Source organism: uncultured Methanobrevibacter sp., assembly GCF_937898925.1.
Classification (GTDB): domain Archaea; phylum Methanobacteriota; class Methanobacteria; order Methanobacteriales; family Methanobacteriaceae; genus Methanobrevibacter.
This window is the reverse complement of record NZ_CALDKF010000067.1, coordinates 14,309-39,460: the sequence shown is the minus strand read 5'-3', so window position 1 is coordinate 39,460 and position 25,152 is coordinate 14,309. Positions and strand designations below refer to the sequence as shown.

The window sequence follows — 25,152 nt, the reverse complement described above, 5'->3', positions numbered from 1 at the left end:
ATTAAATAAATAATTTAATTGAAATCAAATTCATATAAACTCTAAAAATACACAAACAATAAAAAAAATCAAATTCATATAAACTCTAAAAGTACACAAACAATAAATCAAAATTTGAATTAATCGTCATCAATAAATTCTTCAATATTTCCTAAATCTTCTAAATGCATTTCTCCATCTGCTAATTTTTCAATAATTTCAGTTCCTGTTTCGGATCCTTTAGCAATCAAAACATCTCCTGCAAGGATAACAGTGTTTTTGTCAGGACCATAAATCCAGGAATCCCCACGTCTGATGGAAATGATTCTCATACCGGTACGGTTGAGGAGTAACAATTCTCCTAAGGATTGGTTTGTTAAAGCAGAGCTTTCCTCAACATTTACACGAATGATGTTCCTTTCAGATTCTTCCATAACCATCTTGAATACAAGGTGTGGCTCGAATCCCTTTAATGTCAAGTCAGCTAAATCCTTTGCAGCGTTTCCCATGGATTCAGCAGCTTCTGCAATCTCAAGCAAGGTAGTCAATTTTTCCGCATCCTCAAGGGAACGTGCAGCTACAAGAGATTGCTTCTTGATCTCATAATTCATGCTGTTGAGTCTGTTTTCAAGGGTCAATACCTCTTCTGCTGCAGCTTTGTTGTTGAATAAAACAGCAGAATAAGCCAAATCAACCATTAATTCCGACATGTCTTTCATTTCAATTAAAATATCTTTTACACTTGGCATTTTCAAAACCTTCTTTATTTTAATATGTAATAAATAAGTATAATTTGATTATTCTATAATTTAAAAAATTAAATTAAAAAATATTGATTGAATTAATTTTATAAAAAATTAAATTAAAAATTTATTTTAAAGTTTTCAATAGACATTCACGTCTCAATTTCAATAGTTCCATGTGTTTGGATTTCAAATCATTTTTATCTTCCAAAATGTCTTCAAGTCCTTTTCTTACTGCCTGACATGGCTCTTCAAGATGTATCCAGTCACAGTGTTGACAGCTCCATACATCCTTGTCCTTGATCCATTCACCGCCAGTCAATCCATCAGCACATGGATAGAAAGGACAATAACAGAAATCACATGCCTCCAATTCCTTATGGCATGGCAAATATTCGCAATCATAGTCAAGGCCCTTAGGTGTCTCGTCCTTCAAGTACCTTTCAAAGAAATCAATGTTTTGTGAAATGAACTTAGGCTTGACTATATAGTCAGAGGAAGTCACCATATAATCCTCAAGCTTGTGAGTCAACTTGTTTCCTATAATCAAAGATGAATTCTCTTTAACGCTCTCATCATTGATGTCATTGAACTTTGAGATTTCATATCTATATCCTTCATTCACGATTCCTACCAATAATTCATTGTTGAAGTCATCAATGACTTCCTTCAAGATATTGAAATTGGCCTTGTCACCACTGTCGCCAATTGGATTGTGAATGAATAAAGCAAAGTCATTCTTTAAGGCCAACCTAATCTTATTTTTAAGCTCTTTGTCTGATACGAGAGGATTGTTTAAGTCAATAGCTACAAAATCATTCAATGGAGCTCCCAATACGGCTGAACTGTAATCTATAGGGGAAACAGCCGGATAAATCTTAAACTCGACATCATTATACTTTGAGCTCATTTGAATCAATAGATTGGCTATGCCATAAATGTTACTCCTGTTGGAGCAGATTAAAGCGACATTATTGTCTTGAGACCTTGAAATGGCCAATTCTATTTTTGAATAGGATTCCTCAAGTTTTGAATAGATATCATTCTCTTCAATAGACTCTGACTCATCCAAGCCAACGATTACCTCATTTGACTTTTCTAAGCCATTTGAAATGATTTCCTTGTCTTTTAAATATGTATCCAAATCGCTTAAATCGATATTGTCATAATTGACTATAATATCTGCTTCAATTATGGCATTGAATGCATTTATGGTAATGTTTCCTATATCAGAACCCATGCTAATAAGATTAATCATCATATCACCTTTTTAAGGACGTTCTGTTATTGTTTTTATCTTTTGTAAATCTTTAATAAATATGATTAGCTAAAAATTAGCTAAAGCTAAAAATATAGAATAAAGGCGCTAATAGCTCGCCTGTAGATTCAGTGGACCCTCCAGATGAACCACCAGAGGAAGAGCCTCCACCAGATGATGATCCGCCACTAGAACCTCCTGAAGATCCTCCGGAAGAAGAGCCTCCTTCAGATGAGGAACTTGATCCTGAATCAGAGGAACTGGAACTGGATGAACTTGAACTGCTATAGCTTGAGCTGGAGCTTGAACTGCTACTTGAACTTGATTTGTATTTTGAGCTGGAACTTGACTTAGAGCTTGAATTGCCTTCATCCAATATGGAATAGCTATTGTCATCAGCATCAAATATCTTCAAGATTGAATCAACCTTCAATGTATCCAACTTAACTTCAATACCGTTTATGTTGTGTTCAGCAGTAGCTGTAGCAATGATTTTATAATCAGGCTCACCATTGATGATGATTGAACCGGATTTTCCACTAGGTTTGGAATAACCGAAAGCGGTTACAGTTACATTAAACTCATCCTTGTCAGTGTCATCCACGGTTGTGACAGTCATGTTATCTACATTGACCCCATCTACATCCGCCACTTCTGATAGCTTGTCAGCCAATTCATATCTATTTGTTACATTTACATTGTCCGGATCTTTAATGAGCAATCCGCCGACATTGTCAGGACTGAAAAATGAGGTTACAGTGCTGACTTGCATATTTATTAATTCTCCTGGATCAGGAACTTCTCCAGTTGCTAAAGTATAGGAACTGAATAGTCCTATTTCAAAAAAGACAAAAAATAACAATATGATAAGTATTATTCTTGAAATTTTCATTTTATATACCCTTTATGAATTAATTTTTTAATTATTTTAAATTTTTTATAAGCAAATATTTCTATATTTCATCAATAAAACTTATATTTTTCATTGCCTTCAATAAGTTTTAAATGTGATGAAGATATATTGTTAGTATCTTATAATGATATAGTTTATATTATTTATATATAATAAGATTATCGAAAAATAATGCAATATAGATTATTTTATTAACAATAAAAAGATAATATAAATATAAGATTGAATTATAAGATTGAAATAAAAACATTAACGAATGTAATGACGAATGTAATGGAACTGTTTCGTGAGCAAAATCTAAAAAACGACAAAATGATTTTGCCAAAAATAAGGAAGTAATGTACATGACTGCTGAAATTCTAATTAAATTTGCAAGGAAAGGGATAATATTATCTCCAGAGGCATATGATTTAATCAAAAGCTCTAAAAATCCTATAAATTTAAGTTCAGAAATTATTGTTAAATTGAAAAGCGGAAATTATTCTAAAGACATGGTTCCAGTTGATGTTGACACCATTATGAAAATGGAAGGGCTCAATTTAGAAATGAAAAGCCCTATTATGGATGAAAAGCCTAAGGCAGTTGAAAAGCCAGCACAGATACAAACAAAACCACTGGAGACTAAAGCTCCTACAAACAAGCCAACTGGTATTGAGCTTGAAAAACCTAAAGCTGAAGAAAAGGGTATAGACTTACTAAAACCTCAAACTACACCAGAAAAAGGCATTGAACTTAATAAACCTAAAGCTGAAGAAAAGCCTAAGGAAGAAATTAAAGCTAAAGTCAATCCTGGCTATGCTAGTGAGCATGTGGTGAAAATCGAAGATGCTGAGGTTTCAAAAGAGGTTGAAGTTAAATACAAAAGAAACTTGACTGAATCAAAAGTCAGCTTTGACAAATTCAAGGTCCTGAAAGACACAAGCAATAAATCATACACTAGCGGAGAGATTGGAAATCTAATCGATTACTTCCAAAACAGATACAAGAAATTATCTGGAATATTGGAAAAAAGACCTGAACTGCGAACCTGGCAAAAGATCAATGAAATCACTGAAAACCAAACTGACTTGAACCTAATCGTAATGATTACAGACATCAGAAGCACTAAAAACGGCCATTACCTTATTGAAGTGGAAGATGATACAGGTTCCATGCCTATTTTAGTAAGCAAGGACAATGATGAGCTTATCAGAGCTGCAAGAAACCTAATGAGAGATGAAGTGATTGGTGTAATTGCACAAAAAAGAGCTGGCCAAAGTGAAAACCAATTGGCAATTTGCCAAAATCTCATTGACCCTGATGTTCCAAGAAAGGATAGGAAAGAGGTTGACTTCGGTACTGTATTCACATCCGACATCCACATAGGAAGTTCAACATTCCTTGAAGATGCATTTGTCAGATTCACCAAATGGCTTAATGGAGATTTTGGAAGCGAAGAGCAAAGGGAAATGGCTAATAACGTTAAGTATATGATTATCGGTGGAGATATTGTAGACGGTATTGGAGTTTATCCAAACCAGGATAAGGAATTGGCCATTAAGGACATCACTGCCCAATACGATGAGGCAGCACGTTTGGTTGGTGATATCAGAAGTGACATTAAAATCATCATCACTCCTGGAAACCACGATGCTTCAAGAGTTGCAGAGCCACAGCCAGCTGTTCCTGAAAAGTACGCTAAATCATTATACAAGCTAAATAATGTAGAGTTCCTATCAAATCCAAGTACTGTCAGCTTGGATGGCCTTGAGGTATTGATTTACCATGGAAGAGGAATAGATGACATGGTGATGGGATCAAATGACTTCTCACATGAACGCAATGACCTTGTAATGAAGGAATTCCTAAGAAAAAGGCATTTGGCTCCATTGTATGGTGAGAGAACCCCACTTGCTTCAGAGCTTGAGGATCATTTGGTTATTGATAGCGTCCCTGATGTATTGCATACAGGACACGTTCACATTAACACCTATACAAACTATAAGGGAATTCACTGCATAAATTCAGGTACTTTCCAGACTCAAACAGAGTTCCAGAAAATCTATAACATCGTGCCAACCCCTGCAGAGGTTCCTATAATTGATGTAGGCGGCAATTACAAGCAATTGAAATTCATTGATTAATTGATTAAAATAGAAATTTAAGATAATTGGCTATTTAATAGCTAATATTATCTGCTTTTTTTATGAACTTTGATATTTATTAAGGATGATAATATGGAAAAGGAAATTGTTAAATCCGTGGTTGAAATGTCAGCATATGTATTTGAAAGAGGATTGGTCTCTGGAAAAGCTGGCAATGTAAGTGCAAGATTCAAAGGTGAAAACGGCGACATAGTGGCCATTACACCTACTTTAAAATCCCTTGCAGACTTAAGGGAAGAGGACATTGTTCTCGTGAATGAAAAGGGTGAGCTCCTAACCAAAGGAAAGCCATCATCTGAAGTTGGAATGCACTTGGCAATATACAGGGAAAAGCCTGAGGTTTATGGAATTGCACATACCCATTCACCTTATGCAACAGGATTTGCATTTTCAAAGAAGAAAATAAAGCGTCTTGAAGGATTTGGAGCCATTAAGTCTGAATACTTGAAGGATATTGAATACTTCAAGCCTGGAAGCAAGGAACTTGCTGAAGCTGCAAGTGAAGCTCTTAAGACAGAGGATGCAATCATCCTAAAAAACCATGGAGTTATAGCTACTGGAGAAACAGTAAAAGAAGCTGCTGCTCTTGTTGAATTCGTTGAGGAAATAGCTAAAACCCAATTTGTAACCCATGTCTTGAATTCAATTGAACAAAATTATTAATGAACTTGAAAATTAATGATGATTATTTTTCGTTGTAAAAGTTTATATACATCAAAAATAAAATAGGATAGTATGAAAATCGAATTTGAAATTATTGGAACAATCCATTCCCCATTTAAGGAATTAGAGGGAATGCCAATCCAACCAACTGGTGCAAAAGGAATTGAAGGAAAAATATGTCTAAAAGATGAATTCAAGCCTGGATTAAAGGATATTGATGGTTTTTCACATCTAATACTTATCTATCACTTACATAAGACAAATGGAAATGCTTTGGAAGTAAAGCCATTTATGGACAATAAAACACATGGAGTCTTTGCTACAAGATCTCCAAAAAGACCTAACAATATTGGAATGACTACTGTAAAATTGGATAAGGTGGAAGATGATGTATTGTACATTTCCAATGTGGACATACTTGACGGCACTCCACTTCTTGACATCAAGCCATACGTTCCTCAGCTATTTGAAGACACTTTAGTTGATGACATCAAGATCGGATGGTTTGAAACCAAGCATCAAAAGGCTAAAAACCAAAAGGCAGATGATAGATTCTTCAAATAATTTATCATTTCTTTTTTTTAAGAAAATCTAATTAGTTTTATAAATGACAAATAAAAATAAGATTTTTAGAGATTATAATTTCCATCATCTGCGAAATCATCCTTATTTTTGCTTCTGTATCCTAATGCTATTATCAATATTACAAGTGCAACACCAAAGACCGCAATCAATTGACTGTTTTTAGCTGTGATTGGAGTATTTTCTTCCTTTAAAATCTCATAAGCTTTTGCTCCTTCAGATGCACTGCCACCACCATTTTCACCAGAGTCTCCTGTACCGCCATTAGATTGACCTGAAAGGTCTCCAACTGCAATTCCACTACCTGTAAAATTGCCTTCTCCACTTCCTAAACCTTTATTGATTCCTAATCCATTACCGGTACCATTGCCTATGGTTTTTGGATTATTCCCATCTTTTTTAGAATAATCCCTATCATTAGGCATATTATTGTTCTGTGGGTCTTTACTGGATTCATTATAATCTTTTGTTTTGTTTGAAGACACCTTATCATCAATGGTGATGTTGAAACTATGGCTGCCAATTGTAATGGTTATTACAGACCCTGATGGCAATTCATCAAGATTCAAATCTTTCAAATCAAAACGGCCATCCTCACCAACCCTAACGGACCCATAATCCTTTCCATTGATATTGACATTATCAATGTAAAATGATCCGGCTCCACTTGGAGTGTTTCCATTGTATAGTTGGCCAAATATTCCATTTTCATCTCCACCAAAACCCATAGACAAGTGTTTAAAGTCTTCAGGGTCTAAAGCTTTACCGAATACCATAGGACATATATGACCCAATCCATATTCTCCGTCATTATCAAAGTACCAGTTAGCACCAATATCTACCGCTGGATGATCCATGGTGCTTTTTGCATCCCATTGCTCATTAAAGCCAATTGAATTCCTTTCAAACAACATTTTCCCATATGGGGATGAACTGTAATTTTCAGCAAATACAATAGCTGCACCGGTATTGTCCAATGTAGTATAAGTGTCGCTTGACTTCTTTGCATACATAATGGTGTTTTGAGATATAATATCCCCATTTGTCAATGAATTTGCATATATGTTCATTACATTAGCTGAAATATTGTTATATTGGATAGTGTTTCTGGTAGTGTTCCCCTCAAGCCTTAATCCGCTGTTTGCATTGTCAATTATAGTGTTGTTTAGAATGCGATTGGATTTGGCATTTCTTAAAAGAAAACCATCCAATTTGTTTTTTGCAATATAGTTCCTTGTGATATTGTTTAGAAAAACACCGTCAAGAACCAGGCCATTGCGTTTATTGGAGTAAATATTGTTGTTTTTTATATTGGTTCTGTTAACGTTTTCGAGTCTTAATCCATCATAGCCTTTAGTAATATTATTATCGTTTATTGTATTGAAATTGGAATTTTCCAAAAGAATCCCTGCCTTTTTCCCACCTGAAACAATATTATCACTAATGATAATGTTGCTTGCATCCTTAACAATGATTCCGTAATCGGAATTCACCTGTAATCTTATCCCTTTAATTGTAGATCCTGTAGCAAGTTCAGTGAAATAAAAGCCAAATGAATTCATCATTCCATTTTTGTTTGCATTATCATTTATAGAGCTTGAAGTGTGAATTATGGAATTGCTTTCGGAAATAATATTTAATTTTCTATTTACGATGATGGAAATGTTGTTATATTCCTTATCATTAAATTGAATTGTATCTCCGTCTTTTGAATTATCGAAGATAAATTGTATATCATCGTTTGATGTATTAGAACGTATATTATGGACTGAATTTATCGAACTGATATTATTTTCAGTTTCAAATTCAAAAGTTGATTTAAGATTATTATCGGATAAAAGTGAATTATCTAAATTTAAATCATTATTTGATTCTAAAACCATAGTATTATCATAATTTTCATTATTTAAATTATCTAATGCAGATACAGAACTTATTAAAGAAAAAATTAAGATAATTAGAAAAATTAAAAATAAAAAATGATTATTTTTTAAATTATTCAATTTTCCTATCTGTAAAATCATTTTATCAATCCATAATCCATTATTTAAGAAAAATACAACTTTAAATAAATTATTTTTTTAAAAATTAGATCCTTTAAAAATAAAAAAATATATTTAAAAGATTTATATTTAATTTTATTAATAAACAAGTATTTAAATCTTTATATATATAGATTTTACCAATTTAATTCCTTAAAATTATAAAAAAACTATTTTAAAACAAAACTCATAAGAATAAAAACTTAAATAGAATAACTAATAAATAATTACTCAAGATACAAGATGTATAATTTTTCATATCGTGTATCAAAAAAATTATTTAAAATTGTTAATTATGTTTTAATTTAACAATTATTTTTTATTTTTTAAAAATAAATAATTTTATTATTTTATATGTTATTTTGTAATATTATAACTATAATTAAACAAAAATGAGGAAATTTTATGAATAAAAAAATATTACTAATTGCTACTTTAGTCATTGTGACTATCCTTTCACTTGGTAGTATTTCCGCATCTGAAGATGTTTCTGCAATCGATGATTCTGTTACATCTGATGCTGGAGATGTTGTATTGGCTGATGGAGATGGCGAAACCCCGCAAGCCACTACAAAAACCCTAGATATTGACAATTCAATGACTAATGAAGAGATACAGGCAAAATTAGATGCAGAATTGGAAGATAATACTGAAATCAATTTTGCTCCAGGAGAATATAATGATGTTAATTTAAAAATAACCAAAGATAAAGTTGTTGAGGAAACTGAGTTAGATGAGGAAGGAAATCCTGTATTGGATGATGATGGAAATCCTGTTAAGAAAAATGTGACTCAAAAAACAACTTTGAACAACATTATCATCAATGGTAATGGTGCAACATTAATTGGACAACCTCCAATGAGCAATTATTATGATGGTATTTTTGAAGTTGCAAATGTTAATGGATTTACCCTTAGTGGGTTTAACTTCATTTGTAAAGGAGTAACTCAAGCTAATATGAAAACACCATCATGTGTAATTATCTTCAACACCACCAACGGTATAATCGAAAACAACAACATCACCGGTGGACGTTTTGGTCTTTACGTTGGAAGTAAATTCACCAATCCAAACTACGATGCCATTGTAAGATACAATACCATTACTGGTGTAAGCGATATGGGTATTATTTCCTTTGGTTCTGCTCGCACTCACATCTACAACAATACTGTTATCAATCCAAAAAATCATGGTATTGATGTAAGACATGGATCTGGCCCTAATTGTATCGTTGAAAACAATACTGTCATTGGTGCAAGGGAAGGTATATATCTCATGCACAGTGCTGGACACAAGGCAATCAACAACACTCTTAATAACTGTGATGTAGGAATTACCTGTTATGGTTCCTCAAACATCTTCTGTGATGGAAACAAATTCACCAATCAAACAAAAATCGGGTTCTTGCTTGCAAGCGGATACAGTAATATTGTCATTGGAGAAAACAACGATTACTCTGGTTTAGTATTTGTTCCAATGCCTCCTACCTTCACCTATAACATAGTGAAAGCTAACTCCGATTATGTATCCTTAACAAGCGGAACATTTTCTCAAACAGAAGCTACCAACACCACATATGTTCAAGTATACTTCGGTATTGGAGATGAGGAAACTATGGATCCAATTGAAATTAGCGCTGATTCAATTACTGTAATCACCGACACTCTCCTTAAATTAAACAATAACATTACAGTGAAAATCTGGAGGAACGATGACAACAACCACATAGATGCAGGGGAGTTGATCAATGTAACTATCGATGGCGTTGACTACAGTGGAGAATCTGACATTACTGGTGCAGTATATGTAGACATTACCGGACTTAAAGAAGGCAAACATTATATGACAGTGAAATATCCTGGTTACAACGGATTGAAGGAATCCACTTGGAGTGCTATTTTGCAAATCGGTGAAAATGGTGAAAGTGAAGTTGAAACCATAACAGCCACTTCCATCAATGCTAATGCAATGAATGCAACTGCAAAAATATCCAAAACTCTATCCATTAGCTTGAAAGATGCAAATGGAAATGCCATTGCAAACAAAGTAATTACTTATTCCGTGAATGGCGTTACAAAAACAGCTACTACAAATGCTAATGGTGTGGCTAAAATCACTGTAAACAGAGTTGCAGGAACATACTACTATGCACTTTGTTTCCTTGGTGATGATGATTATAAAGCATCATTTAAAACCGTTAAGGTAACTGTCAAAAAACAAGCGGTTAAAGCTACTTTTGCTAAAGCTACTTTAAAAGTGAAAAAGGTCAAAAAAGTAAAATTCACTCTTAGAGACTCTAAAGGCAAAGCGATTAAAGGCAAAAAAATCACCATTAAAGTAAATGGCAAAACATTCTCTGCTAATACTAACTCTAAAGGTGTAGCTACAATCAAGGTAAAGGTAAGTAAAAAAGGCAAATTCACTGCAACCGCTAAATTTGCAGGTGACAACACCTACAAAGCAATTAGCAAAAAAGCTTACTTTACAGTAAAATAAGTATATGATTAGATTTTTGGGAATTTCTCAAAAATCTTATTTTCTTTTTTTCTTTTATTATCATTTCGCAAAAAACTATAATGAATACTCGATAAATAAAAAATTAATAATTTTAATATTAACGAACTATTTTTAAGCTCAATAAAAAAAAGGATAGAGGAAATCACTCTTCCACCATAATCAATTTTCCTGACTGGTCCTGATATACCTTACCCATTTCAGTGTATCCTTGACCGGATTTATTGCTTACATCAGGAGTCTCGTTCAATTGCTGGCCTTGATCCACTTCACTGACTTCACTCATCTGTTGCATGACATTCTGCTTTTCCTCTTGAGTCATGTCAGAGAAAATGACACCTTGCATATTCCATGAAATAACCAAAAACACCAAAAGTCCCACTGCAATAACCAGCATTGCATCAACTAAATTTGCAGTTCCAGACATGGGATCCTCAGTATCTTCAGACAATCTCTTTCCACCTTGACGACGTACCATCTCATTACCCCTAAAACATAGATTAAGTATCAGAATCGTATAGAATCGCATAAAATAAAATAATAGTAATAATAATCAAAAAATTATTTACCTCTAATTTCATCCTCTTTCTTTAACCTGTCCAAAACAGTATCAGCCAAAGCATCTAAATTGGAAAGATACTGTTCATACCATCGTCTGCGAATCTTTCCAGCCACATAAGCCACTGCCCCTGAACCAATACCTACAACAGTAGTGTCAAATGCAACTATGATAGCGCTTGCAAGAGTGTTTACATCTCCGCTTCCAAGTGCAGCAAGCCCAGGTCCCATTGGAATGAGTGTACCCATCAATCCAAGGGTAGGTCCAATTTTTGTTACAATGTCTGTTTTTTGAAGATTCTTTTCAATCTTATCCTGTTCCTCTTCAAATAACTTTCTAGCCAAAGCACGTCTAGTGTCTTCTCTTAAGTCTTTTGACTTTGCAATCTCTATTAAAACCACTTTTTGAGAATGTTGAATAGGAGCATTCTTTATAATGGCTTGAATATCATTTATGTCCTCACAATTAGCTATCCTATAAATCAAATCTCTGACTAATTTAACAGGCACTTTCTTATGAGAACTGTATTCTGAGATAAGACTTCCTATAATATATACTGCGAATACTGCAAATGCCAATAGAAATATGATTACTGGTATCTGCAAACTTTGAGATATGACATTCAATGCAGAAGTTAATATATCACTTCCTGGAATTACCGTTACCATTTCACCACCAAACAATAAAAAAATATCATTTCAATAAATTCAATATAATTATCAAAAAATCAAAACTTTATTAAAAAATCATTCCTTCGAGAAATCATGATTCCCATAATTGCAATTCCAATAGCAAGCAAAAATGTCAAGGCCAAGGAAGTTAAAGAGGGAATTGTCATGAATCTCATGGATTGATTGAATGCTTGAATTATATTAGGTATCAATATAGAGGACAAAAGGAAATAAATTCCTAAAAACAACATGAAATTTCCAATAACGATTGGATAAGGCTTTTTAAGGAATTTAACTATTAAATTAGATGCAAAATATCCTATCAATATCACCAAAACCATTGCAATGGCAACATACTGACTTAGTGAAAAGGCACCTAATCCAATTGTAGGAGCTGCCATTATAATGCTGGCTAAAATAGATCCAAAATAGCAAGGACAAGGAGCAACTAAAATCATTCTAGTAGTTCTCATGGTGTTGTTTTCATGTTTTTTCCACTCTTTAATTGTATATATTCCTGAAAAAATCATGATGATGGCCATGATTAGGTAAATAATAGAGTTATAGCTGTTAATTATTTCTGTAATTTGCTTTGTATATAAGGATGCAATAGCAGATAGAAGCATTATTCCTCCACCATAAGCTAAACACAATAGAGCCAAATTCCTTTTTGAGAGATTTGCCAATCCACTGGCTATTCCAAGCTTTGTGCCAAAAAGGATAACAGCTGCAAAAACCCCTAGTTGCCATAATGCACTTAATATATCCATAAAAACACCTGTAATTCAAAAAAATCATTTAATAATATATCGGTGTTTTAAAATATGTATTACAATATATAAATACATTCTTATCAAAGAAGAAAAAAAGTTAATTTTTTGATAAAATTAAAAAAATAAGTATATTATGAAGTTTTATTAATATGAAAATAAGTTACATTCAATAGAATATTTCAATTTATTTTTACAAAAACCTTATCTTTGCTTTTAGACTTACCGGATAATGCCAATCCATATTCAATGATCTCATTATCTTCAGTCTTTTTTACAGGGTAATCTGATAGAGAATACTCCCCTATCTGCTTGCCGTTTAAATGACTCAATTCCTTAATGACCTTATTGATTACAATCAATTCCTCTTTTTTGAAATCCATTTCAGGCCCTTTTAGGGAAAAGTATCTATTCATTATCTTTCCGCATGGCAATCTACGCTTTCCCAAGCTTATCTTATTTTCATTAACCAATTCCTCTATAGCCATTTCAAAATGAATTGGTACAGGGCCTCTTTCCTTCTTTATGTATGATTCATTTGTTATGGATTGGTTGAACTCCTTATAATAATTGAAGTCTGAAAAGTAAAGCAGCTTGTGAAGCACTGTTCTTCCAACAGTATTTTTGAAACCGCACTTGTAGATTATGAAATGCAATACGTTTTTGAATTTATCCTTATCAAATTCCATTTTAAACCCTCTTTGAAATTATATATCACAAATGAATTATTAAAAACTTTTTATTTGAACCTATAAAAGATAAAAAATAATGATTTAATTCAAAATAAACTTTTCATTAAAACTTAAAAAAGATAATCATTTCTTAATTTACTAACAATATACCATAAATATATATACTTTAAAAAGCATATTTTATATTGTTATAGACTATTTACTTTTTTTGAAACTGATTTATACTTATTTTGATAATATTTTCAAAAATTGATGAATAGGGAGGAATAATTATGGTAGAAGAAACTTTTGAAGAAGTATCCGCAATTTTAAAACATATTATGGAAAACCCAAGCGTACCACGTAATATCAGAAGAGCTGCAGATGAATCTTTCCAAACCTTAAATGATGAAAGTGAAGATCCAACTGTAAGAGCTAGTGCTGTAATCTTAAAGTTAGATGAAATCAGTAACGACCCTAATATCCCAGTTCATGCAAGAACCTTAATTTGGGAAATCTTATCTAAATTGGAAGCTATCACCGTATAAATTTTCCAATTTAATTTATTCTTTTTTACTATTTTTAAATATTTTAATAATTTTTTAACAATTCTCTATTTTTTACAATAATTTATCATTATTTTTCATTTTTTATAAAATTCTTAAGACATTAATATTTGCTATAATTAGCTATATTTCAATTAGATAGAATTATAGAAAATCTAGACGTGCATTTCAAGTGTAAAATTAATAGATTTTATTATTAAATAATTTTATTTTTATCAAAAATCTTCAAAATTAAAAACCTTTATAAGTAACGGATTTCATAACATAGAGTACATGCTATTTTTTAAGGGGTGAAATGTATGAACGATGAAAAATTTAATGAAAAATATGTAACTGTAATCTGTTTTAACCAATTTCATGGAAAGAAAATATTCAAAATTGGTTCTATTTTAAAGCTTATCAAAGAGCCGGATAATAATCATGACTCAGAGGCAATCAGAGTTGAAATGAGATATGCCGGCAAGGTAGGATACTTGGCTAACAGCACTAAAACTGTTGTTAGAGGTACCATGAGTTCAGGTAGGGTTTACGATAAGATTGATGATGAAAATGCATATGCAATCGTAAAGTTCATTTCACATCAGAATGTAATCGCTAAAGTCATCGAAGAGGATGAGCTTGCTGAACTTAGAAAAGATCCTGAAAATGATGTGAATTTCATTTAAGCATTTTATCAAAAATTAAAATTATAAATTATCTAATGCAAATTAGTTTGAATAGTATAAAACAAATACGGGGTGATAATGTGGAAAAATCAAACGAAAAACTTGAAAAGGGTGGAATTAATGAAGATTTAAAGAATATTGAAAACTTTGCATTCATTGACATAAACGGCACTAAAGTATCCATAGAGCTATTGGATAGCCAAAAGTATGAAAATGTTGAAGCAATTCCAATAAAGACTGATTTCTTTGGGAAAAAGGATTTCCTTACCATTAAGAAAGGTTATGAGATGGGCCTTGTTGAAATCAAGGAATTGGATAATTCAACTGTAAATACCGTTTCATGCAAAAACGATTCTGTTGTTCCACTTATATTGATTGATGGTGATGAGATTACCGGTGCAATGCAAAACCGTATCATAAATGACACCTTGCTTATTCCAGCTAAATCAAATATCAATATTCCTGTCAGCTGCACTGAACACGGCAGATGGCACACCAGAGGAGAAGGTGAGGCATCAAGAACCTTCAAGCCATCATTGTATTCTGCTAATCACAGTACAAGAAGCAGAAAATCAAGAGCTTCCTATGAAGACCGTGACTATCAAGGGGAAGTCTGGGATTCAATAAGTGAATTTGAATCCAGATCAAATTTCAAATCCATGACCAGTGCATTGAATGACAGTTATGAAAACCTTAAGGATAAGCAAAATGACTACTTAAGCAAGTTCCATATTGAAGATGGGCAAAATGGTGTTATCTTCATTGTGAATGGTGAAATCAAAGGATTGGAATTGTTCTACAATCATAGCATTTACAAGCAGTATCATGAAAAGCTCTGCAGAAGCTATATCATTGAAGCTATTGTAGAGAAGAAATCCGTTGACAATATTGACAGATTGGAGCTCATGAATGTTTTGGAAAACATTTCCGATAGCGAGTTCAAGTCCCAAAAATCCATTGGGCTTGGAGACAATATCAAGTTTTCAAATGATTTCGGATCTGGTTCAGGCCTTATCTGGGAAGATGAACTCATTCACATGACTTTCTTCAAGGATTTAGTAATTAATGAAGTTATCATATAACTTCATCTTTCTTATTTTTATAAGCTCTTTTTGCATCAATTAATCACTTATAAAGTAATATCCTTTTACACCATACTCTTTTTATTATAATCAAAATTAAAAATTAACATTCTTTTTTTAAAAAAATCAATAAAAATTAAAAAATAGTTCTTCTATAATTGAAGAAGAATAAGATCCATAAATACGAAAAAGAAAAATATTGTAATCAGGAATATGGTAAGTCTTGCAATGTCTATAGCATTTTCAATGCATTCTACTTTCAATGGATGCAAATTGTCACCTAATGTATAGACTCCCTCTTTTTCAAGTTGAATGTTCAATGCTCCTGCAACTGTTGCCATTGTATATCCTGAGTTTGGACTGTCACAGTTTCTTGCATCCCTTTGCATTATGTAATATGCCCCTCTCCAATTGAGAGCCAAGAATGCTGCAGATATTATTATTAAAAATCCGGATATCCTGGCCGGAATGTAATTCAATATATCATCCAAATGAGCAGGAACAAATCCAATGTTATAAAGCTCATCTGTCTTGTATCCAAGCATGGAATCCATGGTATCGACAACCCTATGGATCAATGCCGCAAGCACAGCCAATATAACAACAGTGAAATCATTGAATCCTAAAAGGAATGCTATTATACCGATAATTGAATAGTAAAAAATAGTTGAAACATATGAATCAGGAATGTTTTCAGTTAATGTTTCAATGATAGCGGATATGACATGCTCCTTATTCAATTCACTTGTCTTTCTGCTTACCAAGTAGCTAACTGCCTGACGTGCCTTTTTTAGATTGTTGTTTTTCAAGTCATTTTCCACATCACGTGCAGAATCAAGGAGCAGTTTAACTGAAAATGTTGATGACAACAACAATAGAGCCACTAGCTTGAACAGATATATCATTCCATCATTAAGATACATGAAATGCTTGATAAGTAGCATTGGCACTAATACGATAAGTGAAGAAACAGCTATTACACAGATTGAAACAATAAGTCCAGAGATCTTATTGTCATATTTGATGAAATATTTCTTGAAAAAGCTGATGATGTTTCCAATCCATACAACAGGATGCATTTTAGCTGGAAATTCTCCAATCAGCAAATCAAATGCCAAAGCAAACAAAAGTATTGTAAGCAGCATGTAAATTGAATTTGAGTAAAGTTCAGTTATCATTAAAATTAAATATATTAGCAAACTATATATAATTTATTGATAGTAAAAATTTAATTGAAAGTCCAAATCTTTTATTAATTTTTTATTTTAGATTTATATTAAAATTCATAAGAAATTTTACAATTAATTATTTTTATTTAATGGATGATAATATGGCAATAGATGAAGAGCAAATCAGAAACTGGTTATTGGAAGAGGATATTCTTCGTGAAAGAATTTATGATGAAAACGCTAATTTTCATTATATAATTAACTTTCCAAGCAATAATACAATGGACATAATAAATCCTAAAACAAAAGAGGATGTATTGATAATAGGATGTGCAACTGAGGTTTCCCAAGAAGAGCAAGACATTATCAAAAGCACTCCTAAAGATATCAATCAGGAATTCATTTGGAATGTGAGATTTTCATTGAATGAAATGCTTCTTGATTTTGAATTAGAACATCCGAATGACCAATTGACAAGATTCATCATTACAGAAGATATATTTGAAGATGGGCTCTCAAAACATGTTCTTATTAAATCAATAAAGAAAGTATTCAAAGGAAAACTTCAATGCATATGGATTCTTGGTAAAACATATGGATCTATTAAAAGCAGTAATAAAATTGATTTATGATTAAATATTTTTTATTATATTTTTTTATTATTATCATTTATTTTTTATAATTTATTGTTTAATTATTTTCAATGAATTTTTTCTATTTTTATGCTTGTTGATTTCCTATTTTATTCCTACTTTTTCCATGATTTTTAGAGAGTGAGAGGTGTGTTTCTAGTGAAACGATTTCGAGGGTCTTGAAAGACTCGACGGGTCTATTTCAATTGTATTCACTTGAAATTTAACTCTCTGTCTTTTTTTAAAAAATTCTTCATTAAAATTCTTCATTAATGATTTAAAGCTCAAATAATGATTTTTGATTTTTTGATGAAAAAATTTTACACTTGAAATACATCCCTTCATTTTCGTTTTTTACCAATTTTGCTTTCACTTGAAATGGTACTCTCTGTCTTTTTTTAACTATTTTTTACAAATATTTTACTTTTTAAGCCTCAGGAAATTATTAAATCATTGTTAAATAATAAATAGCTTGTAATTTTCAAATCAAAAGATAACTTTTCATTAATTTTAAAAAATTATAATAAATTTATTGAATTATTCTAATTGAAGTGAAAATTTGAATTTATTTTAAAATAGACAATCATTTCAACTGTAAAATTGGTTTATAAGAATTTTAAATTCTTTATTACACTTGCAATTCAGCTAATATTATTAAAGTTTTTCCATTGTTTGAATTTTTGAGAATGTTCTTTAATTTTGAAATAATAAAAAGGTTTAAATATATAGTATGATAAACAATAGTAATACAGTTGAAATTTTACTATTGAAAATGAAAATTTCTATTTTTTAATATCTTAAACTTAATTTTTCTAAAATTTTAAATTTAATTTTAGATCTTATGCTTAATTTTTATTAAAAAGGGTTATTTTAAATTCTGCAACACATTTCAGACTTTAAAAAACACATTATTTATTTATGAGATGATTATTATGAGTGACAATATTTTCGAAGGGCTTGATGAATACTTGCCTCTTGACGATAACATTTTCAAGGATAAGAAACCTTTGGATCATCGTTATTTACCTGATAACTTGCCACATAGGAAAGAACAGATTACAGCCATTGCAAGATACTGGGTAGAGGCATTGAAGGGAACTACTCCATCAAACATTACTATTTATGGTAAGACAGGAACCGGAAAGACAGCAGCTGCAAAATTTGCTAGAGAGCAATTGATAGAAGCAGCTCGTGACAAGCCTGTTACCCTTTCAGTTGAATATGTAAGATGCACAGATTTCAATACAGAGTATCAGGTTCTTACCTATTTATGTCAAAAGTTAGGAAGGGAAGTTCCAAATCGTGGATGGACAAAAGGCGAAATTGTAAATGCATTTAGAGATGTCCTAAAGAGAAATGTATTTGGAAGAAACCGTATCTTGATTGTAATTTTAGACGAAGTGGACATTCTTCTTGAAAAGGATGGTGATGGATTGTTGTATACCCTTACCAGAACAGACAACATTGCAATTTTGTCAATCAGTAATTACCTTAACTTCAAGCAATTCATTAAGCCAAGAGTTGCAAGCAGTCTAATGGATAAGGAGATTGTATTCCCACCTTATGATGCAGAGCAATTGGCTGACATCTTGAATGAAAGGTCAGAGCTTGCATTTTATGAAAACACTCTTGAAGACAGCGTAATTCCATTATGTTCAGCTATGGCTGCAAAAGAGGAAGGGGATGCAAGATACGCTCTTGACTTGTTGGAAAGTGCAGGAGACATTGCAATCGACAAGGGATCTGAAAAGGTTTTAGGCCAATATGTGCGTGAAGCTAAAGATGTCATTGAGTACAACAAGGTAAAGGATGTTATTGTTACATTGCCTACCCAACAGCAAAGGGTACTTGCAGCTATCTTAAGATTGACTCAGGAAGGAGAGGAAATCACTTCAGGTAAGTTATTTGAGGCTTATAAGGAGATTTCAAAAGGTGATGCTGTTACCTATAGAAGAATCTTTGACTTTGTAAATGAGTTAGAGATGTTAGGTATCATTTCCACAAACACTGTATCAAAAGGCAGAGCTAAAGGTAGAACCAATATCATTAACTTGCAAATTGATACAGATCTTTTGGAAGAGAATTTGTATAGTGTTTTATAGCCCAGCTTTTCCGCTCCTTCGGAGCGCAAAACCTGGACCAAAATTTTCCAAACTTTTGGAAAAAGTTTGATCAAAATTCTTTCCTATAGATGAAATAAAATCATCTTTTCTTTTTTTAACTTTTTTTTCAATTTTTATATTTTATTCATTCCTACTTTTAATATGAAATTTACATCCTGCACTCTAAAGTAATCATAATTCAATTCATCATTTGATATTAAAACATCGCTCATATTCTTTGGAATGGCCACTAAAACAGTTTTAAAATCATCAATTCTATTTTTTGGAACATTAAAATGTATAGAGTATATTTCTCCAGAAGAATTTTCTAAATCTTCCAAAAAGAAGGGATTTAATTCAATGACTTCTTGATTTAAAATTTCCTCATTTTCGCTTGTTCTATTAAGACTTTCTAAGATCCAATAAGTGCCTGTGTTCTTCACACATTCATCACTAATTAAATAATAATTATACGCATCTAAAGATTCTTTATAGACTCTAAAGTTTTTACAAAGCCAAAGAGATCTTCCATCATTTGAATGATTAGTTAAATTAGGATTAGTGTCATGATTACAAAACATATCTTTGTTATAATCATTTCCAAACAGCTCGAAGTCATTGAAATCATACACTGCAAAATTTGAATAAAAGTCACATTTCACAGTTCTATTCACAGTCACAATGTCATTATCATTGACATTATCATTCTCATTACCAAAATCATATCCCATCTCTATAGGCCTTATTTTACTGTTTAAAGGATAAATAGCCATTGAACTATGAACACTATCATTAAACATGTTTTCATCTACAAGTGAATTGTAATTGTTTTTGATTTTCATCAGCTTATTGTATGAAATAGCATTTGACATTATCATTTCACTACTTGCACTTTCATCAAAAAACTCACCATTCTCCACATTCTTATTCTTGATGGCAAGACCCGGAATGATGTTCTTTGAAACAATTCCATTATTCAATCTCTCATCTTCCTCCCAATTTTCAGGATTTCCAGGATTGTTCAAAAGATAATCAGATGATTCGATAGCAATAGCTTCAAGAGATGAAAGTTCTTCTTCAGTTAGCATTTTTTCATTAAGGCCATCACTTAGATTAGAAATTATCCCTATTATGAAAATGAGAACTATGATTGATAGAAGCAGTTCACTGGAGTACAATAGGCCGTATTGGTCCTTGATTATATCACCCATAATATCAACTCCTAAAATCCACTCATTCCATACTTGACCTTATGGCCATGAGGGTCAAGATACAGAATCTCATTCAATCCATTTTCACTATTATAGATAACTTCAACTCCAGGATAAATGTCATCACTGAATATTACATGGTCTGATCCGCATGCAGAGACACGGCCTGTTTCATTTGTCTTTTGAGGATTAATAAACGTTTCAAAACCGTAATGCTCACACCCTCCCTTTCCTTCAAGTCTGCATAGATAACATGCTCCATCTCTGCTTTCATGATAATATCCATTGTCCCTACAGTTTTTCATAACCTTTCCATTGTCATCTCCATGATGCTTGTAAGGGTCAAATGGACATTTTCTAATAATCAATGGAGAGTTGGCATTAACATAAAAAGAGTAATTCTCCACACCATTCGATCTTAAGAATTCAGATAACGAATCACCATAATAGTAGTCAGTGTCATTCAAGCTAAGGCCATGATAGCCTTTGCAATACAGCAATGGAACAGGATCCTTTAATCCAATGCAATCCACATCTGAAGATGCAATATTCTCAAAATAATAATCCCCTTTCACACTTCTTATGCATGTCTTGAATTTGTAGGAGAAGGGGTTGGATGTATTTTCAATAGCTATTAGAGAAGAGTTTATTTGAATATTATAGTTGTCATAGTATTGCTGATTGTAATCAGATAATTTCCCATCAACAATTTCCTTCAAATCGCCTTTGGAATCCAAACATGGCCTTTTATTCTTCATGACTTCTTCACTGAGTTCCTCAAGGGATTCTCGCTCCAAAATTGGAAGATTTCGAATATAATCATTCATGACATATTGGTAATTATTTGAGGAAATGATTTCATGGCTTTCATTCCTTTCTTCAATTGCAATGTTCAGGACAATTATTGAGAGCAAGAGGAAACCGATTAGAAGCAAGCTGCTTGTAATTATTGAAAAATTTCCGTTCTCATCATTGAAAGCAGATTTTATTGAATTTTTTCCATTATCCTTATCCTCATTATTTTTATTTATTTTTCTTTTAAATCTCATTAATAGCCTTATTATTAAAAATAATATTTATATCTTTCTCAATTTTAATTTTAATCTTTTAAAATCATTATAATTTAATAAAGATACTGTAAATTACTTTTTGATTATAATTTTTCAATCTTGTTATAATTTAATGATTTGTTGAAACTTCATTTGGTAAAGAATAGCCATTTAACTTAAAACTTTATTATAGATGAATTATAAATAAAATAGTGTTATAAGTAAAGATAATATTTATTAACTAAAAAATTAAAAAATAAATAAAAACAAAAATAATTAATGAAATTTTTAATCATTTTCATCATGCTTATTATATTAGGAGGAATTTAATGTCTGATACTGTAAGAACCTGGCGTCATATCCAACAAAGATATAACCTTGTTGGATCCAAATGTACTACTTGTGGTCAAGTGTTTTTCCCACAAAGAGTAATCTGTCCTGATTGTAGAAGAAAAGGAAACATTGAAGATATCCAATTTTCAGGAAAAGGAAAAATATTTACCTATTCTGTAATTAGAACACCTACTTCTGACTTCAAGAAAATAGCTCCTTATGCTGTAGCTATCATTGAGCTTGAAGAAGGTGCAAAGGTAACTGCACAAATCGTTGACGCAGATGTTGATGATATTCAAATCGGAGACCCTGTAGAAATGGTCTTTAGAAAAATCCGTGAAGACGGCCCTGATGGTGTCATTTCATACGGATTCAAATTTAAGATTGTAAAATAAGTTTATTTTAAAATAGCAATTTTGCTATTTTATTTTTTATAAATCTTTAGTAATACTTTTTTTAATATTTTTATTAAAATATTATTACTTAGAAATTATCTTAATTTTAATTTAATTAATTATTAACAAAGTTTATTAACTATAAAGCAATAATTTATAGTATAAAACAATTTAAGTAAAATTCACGAGGAATTTTCAGTTTTATGATGGTTTTATTAAAGTATTACTAATCATGGAATATGGAATATATTGATAATATTTATATGTGATTATTATGAGTTATGAAGATACTGCCGTATTATTATTAAGTCATGGAAGTACTCTTCCCTATGCAGAGGAAGTTTTTAAAAATATATGCGCTAAATTCAAGGCAAAGACAGAATTTGATGCTGAAGTAGGCTACATGAAAGTTGCAAAGCCAAACTTGCCACAGGCAATTGAAATTTTAAAGGAACGTAACCCTGATTTAAAGCGCATTATAGCCACTCCTGTATTTTTGGCTGCAGGAATTCACACTAACATTGACATACCGATCATTCTTGGCCTTGAGCCTAAGGAAGTGGACCCAAGACAGCCTGATGGAAACTATCCTGAAGGACATTACTTATACGGTCTTGAAGAGGTTGATTTCGATGGAGAATTAGACTTATTAGGTCCAATAGGCCCTAATCCAAAGCTATTGAAAATAATCAACAATAAAATAAGCGGCGCACTTGAAGAGTCAGAGCTTGACGCAGATGCAAAAACCGGAGTATTATTGGTGGTGCACGGAAGCAGATTGAATTACAGCAAAGAGTTCATTACAGACTTATTTGGACAATTTGAAGCTCAAACTGATTATCCATGTGACTTTGGATTCATGGAACTTGTAGACCCTAACATTCCAACTTCAATCAACAAGCTTGTAAGCGAAAACGAAGTTGAAAGACTGGTTGTCGTTCCAGTGTTCATTGCTCCTGGAGCACACACCACAAGGGACATTCCAACAATTTTAGGATTCATTGAAGATGATGGAACTGGCCATCACCATCACCATCATCATGACCATGGGCATTCTCACTCTCATGACCATGATCACAGTCACGACCACGACCATGATCACGGCCATAGTCATTCTCATGGACATCATCACCATCATCATGGCCATGACGATGTCAAAATGGAATTTGATGGGGAAATATTATACCCAGACCCAATCTGTGATGATGACATCTTAATCGAAATCCTTGAAGATATGGTTAAAAAGGCATTAGAATAATCATATTCTAATTCCCTTATTTCTTTTTTTTAAATGTAGTGTTTTTTCTATACTCTTGGTCTTTTTTTCTTTTTTTCAATTTCTATCCTCTTTTAGTAAAAATTATTAATGGTCTTTTTTTAAATATAATATTGAAATATCATAAAACTAAATCATGGGGTATTTTATGCATAAGAAGTTTATGGATGAAGCAATCAAGGAGGCTGAAATATCATTGTCTGAAGGTGGAATACCTATTGGTGCAGTTCTTGTAAAGGATGATGAAGTAATATCCAGAGGCCATAACAGACTTATACAGAACGATTCAGTAATTCTTCATGGTGAAATGGATGCAATTGAAAATGCAAAGGGCCTTGATTATGATGATTATAGAAAATGCACCATTTATACAACACTTTCACCTTGTCCAATGTGTTCTGGAGCAGTGCTCCTATACAATATTCCAAAAGTTGTTATAGGTGACAACACAACCTTGATGGGTGCTGAAGATCTGTTGAAGGACAATGATGTTGAAATCATCGTTCTAAACGATTCAAGATGCAAGGAGCTATTTGAAAGCTTTGTAAGTGAAAACCCAGGAGTTTGGGAGCGTGAGCTTGCAAAGGTAGGAAACACTACAGAACTAAAGAAATGATATGTGGTAATATGGAATCAGTCATTACAAACGAAAAGGATGAAAGGTTCATTGAGCTTACAAGGCAGCTGGACAATGAATACTTCTTCAAGCTTGGGGATGTGGTTGAAAGATATTTGGACTACAATGCATTGACAGATCCACATATTGTAATCCTTGCCTTGAATTGGGGAAGGCCGATTGCATGTGCAAGCTTCAGATTGATTGACAAGGACACAATCGAAATCAGAAGGGTCTATGTCAAGAAGAGATACAGAAGAAAAGGGATTGCATATAAGCTTATAAAGCAGCTTGAAAAATTGGCAATGGAAGAGAATTTCAAGTACTCTGTTATTGAAACAGGCAAGGACAATGAGGCAGCAATCAATCTCTATAGAAAACTGGATTATGAAATTGTCGATAATTTCGGCATCTTTGAAGGAGACGATTTGTGCATTTGCATGAAAAAACAGTTCAAGTCCCTGATTTTCTAGTTCAATTATATTTTTTCCTAAAATTTTACTCTTTTTTTAAAACATTTTTTATATTAAAAAAATCAAATACTTTC

The 25,152-nt window shown here is 32.1% G+C and carries 24 protein-coding genes; 13 read left to right on the top strand and 11 right to left on the bottom strand.

Features of this window, described 5'->3' with window-relative positions; all coding sequences use genetic code 11:
* Positions 1-119: 119 nt before the first annotated feature.
* The 3 genes from Q0409_RS05460 to Q0409_RS05450 all read right to left on the bottom strand — a co-directional run bounded on the left by Q0409_RS05460 (position 120) and on the right by Q0409_RS05450 (position 2,872).
* A complete protein-coding gene (locus tag Q0409_RS05460) occupies positions 120-728 on the bottom strand; it encodes a potassium channel family protein (protein WP_298535896.1) in 609 nt (202 codons plus the stop codon).
* A 121-nt stretch (positions 729-849) separates the two neighbouring features.
* Positions 850-1,980 carry a cysteine-rich small domain-containing protein gene (locus tag Q0409_RS05455; RefSeq protein WP_298535894.1) on the bottom strand — a complete coding sequence of 377 codons (1,131 nt, stop codon included), beginning with the start codon at positions 1,978-1,980 and terminating at the stop codon, positions 850-852.
* A 76-nt stretch (positions 1,981-2,056) separates the two neighbouring features.
* Positions 2,057-2,872 (bottom strand): hypothetical protein, encoded by an 816-nt coding sequence (locus Q0409_RS05450; protein WP_298535893.1) that lies wholly within the window; start codon positions 2,870-2,872, stop codon positions 2,057-2,059.
* Positions 2,873-3,237: 365 nt separating this feature from the next.
* Between Q0409_RS05450 and Q0409_RS05445 the strand changes: the two genes are divergently transcribed.
* The 3 genes from Q0409_RS05445 to tsaA all read left to right on the top strand — a co-directional run bounded on the left by Q0409_RS05445 (position 3,238) and on the right by tsaA (position 6,264).
* Positions 3,238-5,016 carry a DNA-directed DNA polymerase II small subunit gene (locus tag Q0409_RS05445; RefSeq protein ID WP_298535891.1) on the top strand — a complete coding sequence of 593 codons (1,779 nt, stop codon included), beginning with the start codon at positions 3,238-3,240 and terminating at the stop codon, positions 5,014-5,016.
* 93 nt (positions 5,017-5,109) lie between these two features.
* Complete coding sequence (locus tag Q0409_RS05440; RefSeq protein ID WP_298535889.1) at positions 5,110-5,700, top strand: class II aldolase/adducin family protein; 591 nt, start codon at positions 5,110-5,112, stop codon at positions 5,698-5,700.
* Between the two features lie 72 nt (positions 5,701-5,772).
* Positions 5,773-6,264, top strand: coding sequence for a tRNA (N6-threonylcarbamoyladenosine(37)-N6)-methyltransferase TrmO (gene tsaA / locus Q0409_RS05435; protein WP_298535887.1), 492 nt, complete (start codon positions 5,773-5,775; stop codon positions 6,262-6,264).
* A gap of 65 nt (positions 6,265-6,329) precedes the next feature.
* Here the strand turns inward: tsaA and Q0409_RS05430 are convergent, their stop codons facing one another.
* On the bottom strand, positions 6,330-8,165 hold the full coding sequence (locus Q0409_RS05430) for a nitrous oxide reductase family maturation protein NosD (protein ID WP_298535885.1): 1,836 nt from the start codon (positions 8,163-8,165) through the stop codon (positions 6,330-6,332).
* 564 nt (positions 8,166-8,729) lie between these two features.
* Between Q0409_RS05430 and Q0409_RS05425 the strand changes: the two genes are divergently transcribed.
* A complete protein-coding gene (locus Q0409_RS05425; RefSeq protein WP_298535883.1) occupies positions 8,730-10,820 on the top strand; it encodes a right-handed parallel beta-helix repeat-containing protein in 2,091 nt (696 codons plus the stop codon).
* Positions 10,821-10,983: 163 nt separating this feature from the next.
* On the opposite strand, the gene Q0409_RS05420 is transcribed toward Q0409_RS05425, so the two are convergent.
* The 4 genes from Q0409_RS05420 to Q0409_RS05405 all read right to left on the bottom strand — a co-directional run bounded on the left by Q0409_RS05420 (position 10,984) and on the right by Q0409_RS05405 (position 13,527).
* The gene (locus Q0409_RS05420) at positions 10,984-11,316 is read right to left on the bottom strand and encodes a DUF2149 domain-containing protein (RefSeq protein WP_298535881.1); all 333 of its coding nucleotides are present in this window, start codon (positions 11,314-11,316) and stop codon (positions 10,984-10,986) included.
* An 83-nt stretch (positions 11,317-11,399) separates the two neighbouring features.
* A complete protein-coding gene (locus tag Q0409_RS05415) occupies positions 11,400-12,065 on the bottom strand; it encodes a MotA/TolQ/ExbB proton channel family protein (protein ID WP_298535879.1) in 666 nt (221 codons plus the stop codon).
* Between the two features lie 59 nt (positions 12,066-12,124).
* Positions 12,125-12,838, bottom strand: a complete 714-nt coding sequence (locus Q0409_RS05410; protein WP_298535877.1) for a DUF2162 domain-containing protein — start codon at positions 12,836-12,838, stop codon at positions 12,125-12,127.
* Between the two features lie 182 nt (positions 12,839-13,020).
* On the bottom strand, positions 13,021-13,527 hold the full coding sequence (locus Q0409_RS05405) for a Panacea domain-containing protein (RefSeq protein WP_298535875.1): 507 nt from the start codon (positions 13,525-13,527) through the stop codon (positions 13,021-13,023).
* 275 nt (positions 13,528-13,802) lie between these two features.
* Here Q0409_RS05405 and Q0409_RS05400 point away from each other — a divergent pair, with 275 nt between their 5' ends.
* From Q0409_RS05400 to Q0409_RS05390, 3 genes are all read left to right on the top strand, one after another.
* Positions 13,803-14,057: a UPF0147 family protein gene (locus Q0409_RS05400; RefSeq protein ID WP_295607239.1), complete on the top strand. Its 255-nt coding sequence runs from the start codon at positions 13,803-13,805 to the stop codon at positions 14,055-14,057.
* Between the two features lie 317 nt (positions 14,058-14,374).
* Positions 14,375-14,740 (top strand): HIRAN domain-containing protein, encoded by a 366-nt coding sequence (locus Q0409_RS05395; protein ID WP_298535873.1) that lies wholly within the window; start codon positions 14,375-14,377, stop codon positions 14,738-14,740.
* An 80-nt stretch (positions 14,741-14,820) separates the two neighbouring features.
* Positions 14,821-15,822 carry an ARPP-1 family domain-containing protein gene (locus Q0409_RS05390; protein WP_298535871.1) on the top strand — a complete coding sequence of 334 codons (1,002 nt, stop codon included), beginning with the start codon at positions 14,821-14,823 and terminating at the stop codon, positions 15,820-15,822.
* A 152-nt stretch (positions 15,823-15,974) separates the two neighbouring features.
* Here Q0409_RS05390 and Q0409_RS05385 read toward each other — a convergent pair whose 3' ends face one another.
* The gene (locus Q0409_RS05385) at positions 15,975-17,000 is read right to left on the bottom strand and encodes a cobalamin biosynthesis protein (RefSeq protein ID WP_298535869.1); all 1,026 of its coding nucleotides are present in this window, start codon (positions 16,998-17,000) and stop codon (positions 15,975-15,977) included.
* Between the two features lie 152 nt (positions 17,001-17,152).
* Here Q0409_RS05385 and Q0409_RS05380 point away from each other — a divergent pair, with 152 nt between their 5' ends.
* Complete coding sequence (locus Q0409_RS05380; protein ID WP_298535867.1) at positions 17,153-17,623, top strand: DUF2299 domain-containing protein; 471 nt, start codon at positions 17,153-17,155, stop codon at positions 17,621-17,623.
* A gap of 932 nt (positions 17,624-18,555) precedes the next feature.
* Complete coding sequence (locus tag Q0409_RS05375) at positions 18,556-19,725, top strand: Cdc6/Cdc18 family protein (RefSeq protein ID WP_298535865.1); 1,170 nt, start codon at positions 18,556-18,558, stop codon at positions 19,723-19,725.
* A 134-nt stretch (positions 19,726-19,859) separates the two neighbouring features.
* Here the strand turns inward: Q0409_RS05375 and Q0409_RS05370 are convergent, their stop codons facing one another.
* Both Q0409_RS05370 and Q0409_RS05365 read right to left on the bottom strand, forming a co-directional pair.
* The gene (locus tag Q0409_RS05370) at positions 19,860-20,936 is read right to left on the bottom strand and encodes a hypothetical protein (RefSeq protein ID WP_298535863.1); all 1,077 of its coding nucleotides are present in this window, start codon (positions 20,934-20,936) and stop codon (positions 19,860-19,862) included.
* A gap of 11 nt (positions 20,937-20,947) precedes the next feature.
* The gene (locus Q0409_RS05365; RefSeq protein ID WP_298535862.1) at positions 20,948-21,985 is read right to left on the bottom strand and encodes a hypothetical protein; all 1,038 of its coding nucleotides are present in this window, start codon (positions 21,983-21,985) and stop codon (positions 20,948-20,950) included.
* 329 nt (positions 21,986-22,314) lie between these two features.
* On the opposite strand from Q0409_RS05365, the gene Q0409_RS05360 reads away from it, so the two are divergent.
* The 4 genes from Q0409_RS05360 to Q0409_RS05345 all read left to right on the top strand — a co-directional run bounded on the left by Q0409_RS05360 (position 22,315) and on the right by Q0409_RS05345 (position 25,078).
* Complete coding sequence (locus Q0409_RS05360; protein ID WP_292776890.1) at positions 22,315-22,713, top strand: Zn-ribbon domain-containing OB-fold protein; 399 nt, start codon at positions 22,315-22,317, stop codon at positions 22,711-22,713.
* Between the two features lie 274 nt (positions 22,714-22,987).
* A complete protein-coding gene (gene cfbA, locus Q0409_RS05355) occupies positions 22,988-23,971 on the top strand; it encodes a sirohydrochlorin nickelochelatase (RefSeq protein WP_298535859.1) in 984 nt (327 codons plus the stop codon).
* 166 nt (positions 23,972-24,137) lie between these two features.
* Positions 24,138-24,605 carry a nucleoside deaminase gene (locus tag Q0409_RS05350; RefSeq protein ID WP_298535857.1) on the top strand — a complete coding sequence of 156 codons (468 nt, stop codon included), beginning with the start codon at positions 24,138-24,140 and terminating at the stop codon, positions 24,603-24,605.
* A gap of 11 nt (positions 24,606-24,616) precedes the next feature.
* Positions 24,617-25,078 (top strand): GNAT family N-acetyltransferase, encoded by a 462-nt coding sequence (locus tag Q0409_RS05345; protein ID WP_298535855.1) that lies wholly within the window; start codon positions 24,617-24,619, stop codon positions 25,076-25,078.
* Positions 25,079-25,152 lie beyond the last annotated feature (74 nt).